10 protein-coding genes are annotated in these 8,426 nt (G+C 36.8%); 9 read left to right on the plus strand and 1 reads right to left on the minus strand.

Translation table 11 applies throughout. The features are described from left to right. From QVP40_RS13110 to QVP40_RS13145, 8 genes are all read left to right on the plus strand, one after another. A partial coding sequence (locus QVP40_RS13110; protein ID WP_288200584.1) for a GHKL domain-containing protein occupies positions 1–879 on the plus strand: 879 nt, incomplete at its 5' end. Positions 880–1,020: 141 nt separating this feature from the next. Further along, the gene (locus QVP40_RS13115; RefSeq protein ID WP_022068834.1) at positions 1,021–1,188 is read left to right on the plus strand and encodes a cyclic lactone autoinducer peptide; all 168 of its coding nucleotides are present in this window, start codon (positions 1,021–1,023) and stop codon (positions 1,186–1,188) included. Beyond that, positions 1,185–1,580, plus strand: a complete 396-nt coding sequence (locus QVP40_RS13120; RefSeq protein ID WP_288200585.1) for a hypothetical protein — start codon at positions 1,185–1,187, stop codon at positions 1,578–1,580. The genes QVP40_RS13115 and QVP40_RS13120 overlap by 4 nt, the downstream gene beginning before the upstream one ends. A gap of 62 nt (positions 1,581–1,642) precedes the next feature. Further along, positions 1,643–2,725, plus strand: coding sequence for a hypothetical protein (locus QVP40_RS13125; RefSeq protein WP_022068836.1), 1,083 nt, complete (start codon positions 1,643–1,645; stop codon positions 2,723–2,725). Continuing rightward, complete coding sequence (locus tag QVP40_RS13130) at positions 2,722–3,501, plus strand: hypothetical protein (RefSeq protein ID WP_022068837.1); 780 nt, start codon at positions 2,722–2,724, stop codon at positions 3,499–3,501. Before QVP40_RS13125 ends, QVP40_RS13130 begins: the two co-directional genes overlap by 4 nt. Before the next feature lie 4 nt (positions 3,502–3,505). Continuing rightward, positions 3,506–4,363 carry a hypothetical protein gene (locus tag QVP40_RS13135; protein WP_022068838.1) on the plus strand — a complete coding sequence of 286 codons (858 nt, stop codon included), beginning with the start codon at positions 3,506–3,508 and terminating at the stop codon, positions 4,361–4,363. Positions 4,364–4,398: 35 nt separating this feature from the next. Continuing rightward, positions 4,399–5,046: an ABC transporter ATP-binding protein gene (locus QVP40_RS13140; RefSeq protein ID WP_022068839.1), complete on the plus strand. Its 648-nt coding sequence runs from the start codon at positions 4,399–4,401 to the stop codon at positions 5,044–5,046. Positions 5,047–5,119: 73 nt separating this feature from the next. Next, positions 5,120–5,677 carry an accessory gene regulator B family protein gene (locus QVP40_RS13145; protein WP_022068840.1) on the plus strand — a complete coding sequence of 186 codons (558 nt, stop codon included), beginning with the start codon at positions 5,120–5,122 and terminating at the stop codon, positions 5,675–5,677. Positions 5,678–5,808: 131 nt separating this feature from the next. On the opposite strand, the gene QVP40_RS13150 is transcribed toward QVP40_RS13145, so the two are convergent. Continuing rightward, a complete protein-coding gene (locus tag QVP40_RS13150) occupies positions 5,809–6,579 on the minus strand; it encodes an HD domain-containing protein (protein ID WP_022068841.1) in 771 nt (256 codons plus the stop codon). A gap of 545 nt (positions 6,580–7,124) precedes the next feature. Here QVP40_RS13150 and QVP40_RS13155 point away from each other — a divergent pair. Then, a complete protein-coding gene (locus QVP40_RS13155; protein WP_022068842.1) occupies positions 7,125–8,087 on the plus strand; it encodes a lysozyme inhibitor LprI family protein in 963 nt (320 codons plus the stop codon). Positions 8,088–8,426: the final 339 nt, after the last annotated feature.

The following is an 8,426-nucleotide window of genomic DNA, read 5'->3' on the forward strand; positions in this document are numbered from 1 at the left end:
ATTATTATCCAGAGGACAACAAAATCAGAACAAGAAATTACATTACCGACATTAAATATGATTGCGCTTTTAATGGTTCCTGTTATCAGTACTGTATACATATATTATCTGGTTATTACTGTACATGAAATAAAAGGAATTGTTATTTTTGCAGCACTGGCACTTCTTTTTATTAATATTCTCATTTTTTATCTGTATCATTCATTGCTTAAATTTTATTCTGCACGTATGAATGAGCAGGTATTTAAACAGATGCTGGAAGTTTATTCTTATCAGTTAGATGTAGCCAGAGAATCAGAAGAGCGGGTGAAAGCATTGAGACATGATATCAAACATCATATCATTGAATTATCTGCAATGGCTAAAAAAAATAATAATAACGACATGATAAAATATTTAAGCAGTATGAAGGAATTTATGCTAAATCCAAAAGAATATTCAACTACAGGAAACCGGGAAATAGACGGAGTATTGAATTACATGCTACAGAAAGCAAACAGTACGCTGAATCAGGTAGATGTTCAGATAAATATTCCGGAAGATCTATATTTCAATAATTTTAATATTTGTGTTATTTTGGGAAACCTAGTAGACAATGCAGTAAGAGAAGCCAGTAAGTCGGAGGAAAAGTTGTTGACCATAAAAATGCAAATAAAACAGGAGGTGTTATTAATCTTTATAGAAAACAGCTATTCAGGAAAAATCCTTGAAAAGAAAAATGGACTGCAGACAACTCAGACAGAACTTGCAATACATGGTATCGGATTAGAAAATGTAAAAAAAGTGGTTCTTGCCAATGGAGGAGAAATTAAAACAGATTATACATCTGATAGATTTTGCGTTCAGGTTCTTTTGTATATGTCGCAGATCAAAAACTAAGAGACTTATGATGAGTCTCTTTTTTTGTATATAAAAAGCAGAGGCTGATTTTGACAAAAACATGGGCGAATTTTGACAATCATGTAAAAAGTCAATAATTGTATGTTACAATTCAATCACTTTAAAGGGAGGTGTAAGCCAATGGATAAGAGAACTTCTACAAATGGGAACAAGGTATTGAGGTACATAGCAAAGAGGATAGCCGTAAGAGATGCCAATACAACCTGTCCTTTCTTGGGATATCAGCCTGAACTTCCACAGACAGTAAAACAATTAAATAAAATGAATGAAAGGGGCAAGGACGAATGATGAAAAAGTTATTATGTGCAGCGGTTTTAGCTACAACGTTGATTTGTAGTAGTTCCACAGTTCATGCAGGAACAATACCGTTTACCGTTACGGTTGGTGGAACCGGGTCTCAGGATCCATTGTCAAAGAGAGAGAGGAAAACAGATGATGGAGATACATTTGCCTATTTTAGAGGCCAGGAATTTAGTGCTGATAAAGCAGGGATTTATGTAAGATCGTATAATTTGGACAAAGAGTATATTTATTCGGGACAAAGGTTTTTGGTAAGTACTACAGCAGGAATACGTCAGAGTGCTCAATATAATATGACAGCTCCTGGAGGAGAATATTATTATATGAAATCAGAGGCTCAGAGTAAGCGTGTGACTGTAAAAGGATATTATTGTCCGTAATCCGTTCAATGGCAGAAAAAGGAGGAATATATCCTCCTTTTTTTAACAAGGGAGGTTGTGCAATGAATTATAAAAAAATTTTTATGGCTGTTCTTTATGTGTGTTTGTTTATGCCATTAATATCACAAAATATGGTTATGGCATCTGAGAATATTTTTCCAGAAAAATATATAAATAAACAGAATGGTGTGACATTTGAAACAAATATTGAAGTCCCAGAGAAACTTGATTTTTCAAAAATAAAAACAGGAACTGCCAAATTGCAGTATCCAAAATCTGAACAGGCTATATCGGAAATTGCTGCTGATATTGCAATAGTTGATCAAGATATATCAAGTATTGAGTGGAAAGGGAAAACAGTAGATATCAGTTATTATACGCTTGAAGATGGAAGTACCTTGAACCTGGATACGATACTAACTTATACAACTCCGTTTTTTGATGATATTTTGAATGTATTTCGTGTTGAAAAAACAGACGTTTTTAACGCAGACAATTATAGTCAAGAAAATAATTTTAGTTATATCAGTTCGGAGGATGCTTTTCAGTACATTGTTGATATGATCAATAGATGCGGGTATGAATTAGGAGAAACAAATTATGAATATTATGCCCTGGATGCAGAGACTATGCAGCAACAGGAAATTATAGCAGACAAGGCAGGCGATAATTCTATAAGTGAACCACGGGAATGGAATAAAGAAGACGACTGTTATTATTTTTTTGCAGAACAGGTATATGAAGGGCTGCCAATTTATTATGGAAATCAGACGTTTCCAGATGATGGAGTTACAAACAGACCTGTTCAGGCGGTGTATTCTTCCAGAGGAGTGGAGGGATTATATGTAAATAAGGTATATAGTATTACTGAATCGGGGGAAAAAGTGAGTTTGCTGGAATTTGATAAATTAGCAGAAAAGATATCGGATAAATATGGGAATCTACTGACATCTGCATCTTATTATGTAAACCGTGCGAAGTTATATTATATGCCTGTCGCAGTAGGTGTGGAAGATTATGAATTACGTCCGGTATGGTTATTTGAAATTCACGAAAAAGGTATAGATAGTGAAACAGAAAATGAGTACGAAACCACACTATATACATTTCTGGATGCGCAGACAGGAGAGGAAGTGGTTGTTTGATAAAATCAAACCGAGGCAGAGGATATTTTTTAACAGATATAGGAAGAGTATTTATAAAGAAAGAAACCTACATGGGGATAATAGGGGTAACTGTTGCATTATTTTTTTCAATCAGTGGAAATATACAGACAACAGTTATTTCTAATTTTTTATATGGGACATATGGGGTAGGATTCTTACTTGCGTTTGTATTTTGTGCGTTTTCCTATGGAACAGTTTATAGTGATGAATTGGAAAACGGGTATATTCGTTATTCTGTAATACGCGGTGGATTGAAACATTATGTAATTTCTAAAGCAGCAACAATATTTTTGTCCTCAGTAGTGGTTATGGCAGCAGGATGTGGAGTGTTTGGCATTCTTTGTTCTTTGCATATGCCATGGGCGGACGTTCAGATTTGTAAAGAGTTGGCAGCATCAGGGGGATATGTCTGGCTGATTAAAGAAAAGAGATATGTATTATGGCTTGTCTCGTACGGATTACAATGGGGGATGCTGGCAGGAAGCCTTTCACAAGCAGCAGCATTTGCTTCTTTATACATAACCAATCGTTTACTGGTTCTGTCCGTTCCTGTATTTTGTTACCAGGCAATTACTGAGTTTTCTGCAAAACTTACAGAAAAAAACAGTATGTGGAGTATTCAAAGCGTTTTTGATGCCAGGTATCAAATGTTTGGAGACGATAGAAAAATGTTTCTGTGGGCGCTGGGGCTGAGTCTTTGTACGACTATGGCTCTATGTGGAATAAGTTATATCAGATTAAAGAAAAGGATATAAAAGCATGAAACAACTACATTATTCAATTCAAATTTTTTTACAGAAACTCCGGCAGAGCAGAATGTATACACTTTTGATTTTAGAAACTTATATCCTTTATATTTATGTTCAGCCAGTGATTAAATTTTCGCAGGACGTGAAATATCCATCAACACCATGGCTGTTGCCATTTCTGTTTTCTAATATATATTTTATTTTTTTATTTATGCTAGGGGTAGTATACATGTTTTCAGACATACCTTTTATGCAACATTATTACATGTATCAAATAGTGCGTATAGGGAGAAAAAGATGGGCAATCGGGCAGATTGTATCAATTATTTTTCAGTCATTATTTTTGATGTTTTTTCATTTATCTGTCAGTATACTGTGGATCATCAGACATTGTGAATGGAAACTGGAATGGGGAAAACTGTTGCATACCGCTGCTTTGACAAATGCATCTGCACATTATGGGTTTTTATTTGAAGTGCCATATTCCGCTATACAAAAGTATTCACCACAGGAACTGACTATTTTGACATTGTTTATTGGTACTTTCGTAATTGCATTTACAGGTGTTTTTATGTTCGCAATTTGTTTAATATTGAATCGCTACTGGGCAATAGCAGCGGCGGTAGCAATGATCAGTATGGTTTATCTTGTTCATAATGCAAATCCTGCAATGATTCAAAAGATATCTGCATTTGCTCCGGTCAGCTGGATACAAACAACTAATATAGGGACAAAAATGTATAATTATTATACACGACCTTCACTGACTTATATTGTATGCGCATTATGTATTGGGATTTTAATATTCAGCATATTGATAATATGGCGTGTAAATAATGTGGAGTTTTTATTTAGCAAAGAAGACTGAATTTTTATTATTATAACTTGTACAGAGGAAAATATATGGACAGACAGAATTATGCGATCGAAGTATCTCATGTAAGTAAAAGTTTTAAAGATAACAAAGTTTTGAGGGATGTTTCTCTTTCCTGTCAGAGTGGCAAAATTTATGGACTTGTTGGACATAATGGTTCTGGAAAGACTGTTTTGTTTAAATCTATTTGTGGTTTTCTTTCCTGCGATGAAGGAACCATAACTGTCAATGGTAAGGTTATGGGGAAAGATAAGGATATGCTGACCGATGCGGGGATTATTATTGAGGAACCGGCTTTTTTGCGGACATGGAGTGGATATCATAATCTGGAATTTCTTTATACTTTGCGCAACAAAAAGAATAAAGAATATCTTTATTCTGTTCTCAGAAAAGTTGGTTTGGATCCCACATTGAAGCGTCCTGTTGGAAAATATTCACTGGGCATGCGCCAGAGACTTGCCCTTGCGCAAGCCATTATGGAAGATCCGGGGATTTTGATTCTGGATGAACCTATGAATGGCTTGGATAAAAATGGAGTGAGAGAGATCCGGGAACTTATGTTAAAAATGAAAGAAGAAAATAAACTGATTATTCTGGCCAGTCATAATAGGGAAGATATTGATGTTCTTTGCGATGAGGTTTATGAAATGGAAGACGGGGTAATCTGTAAATTATGAAAAACAGTGTTTTTAATGGAGAATATTGGGATAGGAACTTTTAAAGGCGTGACATTTTGGGGGAGAAAAATGAATGATAAGTGAATGGAGTAGGACAATATCAAATCAAATATGTGAAAATCAGAACGAAAAGGAGATTATTCAGTATGGTTTAAATCAGTTTTTTTGGATATTATTAAATTTTTTTGCAATTGCAATATCCGGTGTTTTGTGGCACGAATTTTGTTTTAGTATCTTGGTCTTTTTAGAAATATATTTTTTGCGCCCGTATGCAGGCGGTTATCATGCTGATACAGAAATAAAATGCTGTATGATTTCTGTAGGAATCGTGAATATTGCAATGCTAGTAAGAAAGATCAATGTATTTTCACCAGATAGTATACTTGTGATTTATATATGCTTCATTTGTGTGATCGCCTTGTTTTCTCCTGTAGATAATCCGATACATTCTCTATTAAAGGCAGACAGCAGGTATTACAGAAAAAGGTCAAGACAATTAGTTTTTGGGTACAGCAGCTTACTTGCGGTGAGTATGGCTCTGCGAATTACAGTTTTAGGAGATTCAATTATATACACAATTTTGATAGTAGGAGTATCTGTTTTGGCAGGAAAATGGAAGTATAAGAAGTAGACATTTCTTTTCGGAAGATTCCCGGAAATTGAGGAAGACGAGCCGACATACTGTCTCTTTTGTAATAAATATCCGAAAGCAGAATAAAAACAGAAAGTATTATCGGAATGACAGGAATTTTAAAGGGGTGTTTACACCCCTTTAAATTTTTTTATATATTCCTGCGCATGCTTTTGGATTTCCTGCATCTGACGGGCAGTGACAGGATTGGTATACGGGATTCTGTGAACCAGTTTTTCAATATAATTGTTTTCCGCAACAATGTCCATGCTTTCCTTAAAGTTCAGGTCAAAGATATGAACCAGATAGGATACCCAGTAATCCATTTTTGTGATCCGGTCAGCGGACAGAATGGTGCTGCTGCGGAATACTGTTTCATAAACCTTTGGGGAGATTTCAAGGGCTCCAATCTCTTCGCCGGGCATTCCCATAAAGGTGAGCAGATCATCTTCAAGCTTTACCCGGAAGTTGTCCAGTTTATCTGCGTCGCGGATAAGCCGGGCATGGAAAAGCGCACAGGGATCAGAAACTCCTTCCAGAACAAAATCACTGTGTTTTGCAATGGCAGTGCGAATGATTTCATCCCAGCGATCATCCGGCATAAAACGACGGATCATTCCTTCCTCAAATAAAATCTGCACGCCATAGGCGGCATGATCCATGGTTGTTGGCTCAAAACTGTCAAATTGTTTTAACTGCTCAAACCGTCCGATATCATGGAGAAGAGCAATGATTTTGGCAAGGGATACAGTTTCTTCATCCAGATTTCTCCGGCGGCATACCTCTTCCGCCTGCTTTACCACACCATAAGTATGGACGATCTTCAGACGGACTTTATCGTTATTCTGATCATAATCTTTTAAATATTTCTGAAAAACGTGAGCTGCTTTTGTAAAATCCATAGCCTGACTCCTTATTGGTTTTATTAGGTTTATTGTATCATTTCCCGGCGTATAACACCACTGTAAAAACAGGAGAATATTATTTATTGTTCACGGGATATTATTCTGCCAGGTGTTCGGGCATATATGCAAAAAAACGGGATATACAGGATAAAATGACATAGCCGAAGATGAATGGAAAGGGATTCTGACCAGATTTCCGGGAATGGAGTAAGCAGTAATTTTTATATAACGGCACATGAATGTATAATCAGTTGGGTTTTACGGTAGAAAAAGTATGACAATGCTGATATAATCAGGATAGCAGTCAGGGATTCAATAAAAAGGTGAATTTATAGCTTTCGTAAAAAATAATACAGAAAGTACAGCGATAAATTGCATCAGAGACAAAAAAATACAGAACTACAGTGAGAGTCTGTGTGAATAGAACAGATATTTTCGGATCATCTGATTTGGGACAGGAAGAATGAGATGAAAGGGGACACGGAAATATTTTTGTAATAAATAAAAATTTATCATAAATGAAAAACAGGAGGAAAAATACTATGAGAAAGAAAACAGCAGGACTGGCAGCGATTATCTGTGCCGCAGGGCTGATATCTGTAACACAGACAGATACAGTACTGGCAGATGGAGGATTTTCCTATGAGGATGTGGCAAATAGGGAATTTTTGTTTTGCAGTGGGGCCGGTGCGTGGTCAACGGTTCTTACAATCCATGAGGATGGAACTTTTGAGGGATATTATCATGACACAGATATAGGATTCACAGAAGAGGGAAATCCAAATGGAACACGATATGTCTGTAATTTTTCAGGACAGTTTACAGAGCCGGTTCAGGTAAATGAGTATACTTATTCAGCTCAGCTTCAGAATCTTCAGTGTGAACAGGAACCGGGTACAGAGGAAATTATTGAGGGAATAAAAAATATGTACAGCGAACCTTATGGTTTGGATAACGCAGAGAATATACTGTTTTATATAGAGGGAGCGCCCATAGCGGAGCTTCCCGAAGGATATCGAAGCTGGGTTGGATATTTGGATCTGGCAAATCTTCAGGAAACTTCATTGCCATTTATCGGACTTTATAATGAGGCTGCCCAGCAGGGCTTTTCCAGCGCAGTAAAAGAAGGCTCGGCTCCGGTGACGGAGGAGACTTCAGATATTGATGCCGAGCTGGCAGAAACAGAATCAAAGGCAGCAGATCTTCAGGGCAGGATAGACAGTGCTCTGACTCAGGAGGATATTAATATCTTGTCAGGAGAGCTTTATAAGCTCTGGGATGATGAGCTGAATTCTATCTGGGGAAGACTAAAGGCTATTCTTCCAGCAGACACAATGGAGCAGCTTACAGATGAAGAGATTGCCTGGATTGAAGAAAAGGAGGCAGCTGTGGCAGCGGCAGGCCGTGAGGCAGCAGGCGGAAGCATGCAGCCTATGCTGGAAAATTTAAAGGGATCGGAACTGACAAAAGCCAGAGTTTATGTACTGGCAGAATATCTGAGATAATCATTGATACAGCAGCGACAAAGAGACATTTCGTAATTGAGATGTCTCTTTTGTTTTTATGAGATGCACAGCCAGAGTTTAAGGCTTTTTGGTATCCGCATATCACAGATTCCATTGTGAAAATTTTGTATTTGCTCAGTTATGGTTAGCAATATAAAAGTTGTTGACAACTTACAGTTAGTTGTGGTATACATATTTAAGTTAGATTAGACTTACTAAATAATGATTGAAAACAGCCGGGACAACTGTAAAAAAATGCAGTATGAAAGACAGAGGGATTGTCTTGTAGGAGAACAGCTGCACTGTGTACAGAAAAGCGGCGGAAAGGTCTGGTATATG

Origin of the sequence: Blautia sp. CAG:257 (genome assembly GCF_000433815.1) — a bacterium.
GTDB lineage: Bacteria > Bacillota > Clostridia > Lachnospirales > Lachnospiraceae > Blautia_A > Blautia_A caecimuris.